The organism is Metamycoplasma auris 15026 (assembly GCF_000367765.1).
In the GTDB taxonomy this organism is placed as follows: domain Bacteria; phylum Bacillota_I; class Bacilli_A; order Mycoplasmatales; family Metamycoplasmataceae; genus Metamycoplasma; species Metamycoplasma auris_A.
This window is the reverse complement of sequence record NZ_AORI01000014.1, coordinates 1-763: the sequence shown is the minus strand read 5'-3', so window position 1 is coordinate 763 and position 763 is coordinate 1. Positions and strand designations below refer to the sequence as shown.

At 23.9% G+C, this 763-nt stretch carries 1 protein-coding gene; it reads left to right on the top strand.

The genetic code is table 4. The features are described 5' to 3' along the window. A partial coding sequence (locus tag MAU_RS03655; RefSeq protein WP_040544050.1) for a restriction endonuclease subunit S occupies window positions 1-739 on the top strand: 739 nt, incomplete at its 5' end. Window positions 740-763 lie beyond the last annotated feature (24 nt).

Below are 763 nucleotides of genomic sequence, written 5' to 3'. Positions count from 1 at the left end.
TAAGATAAACGATAATTTAGTTTTGCAAATACTTAAAATCTATGAAAATTGATTTATAAAATTTAATTTCCCAAATAAAAATGGAAAACCATTCAAAATTAATGGTGGACAGTTCGCCTTTAATGAACTAGTAAATAGCGAAATACCTATAAACTGAAAAATTGAATCACTATTTAAAAATGGTCTTTCTAAAATATTACCTTCCGGAATAAATGAATTCAATAATAAAAAAATTTATTATGAAACTAGAAAAGTACAAAATTTAGATATCAAATATGGTGAGGAAACAACCTATAATAGTAGAAAAAGCAGAGCAAATATGCAACCTATCGTTAATTCAGTATGATTTGCAAAAATGAAGAATAGTGTAAAACATTTATTTGTAACAGAAAATATGCATTTCATGTTAAATAACGGAATATTATCTACAGGTTTTTGTGGTTTAAAATGTAGTGATATTTCATTTGAATATATTTCATCATTTATCTTGAATCCTAACTTTGAACTTCAAAAGAATAATATTTCTCATGGAGCAACTCAACAATCTATTAACAATGAAGATTTGATAAATATAAAACTTATAATTCCAGATGACAATACATTACTAAAATATCATAGGATTACAAAACCACTCTTCTCTAAAATTACTGGAATTATTTGTGAGAATAGAATATTGATTGAATTAAAAGACAAATTATTACCTTTACTTATGAATGGCCAAGTTACTATAGAAGATTAATAAACTAAATTATCGTTTATTTTA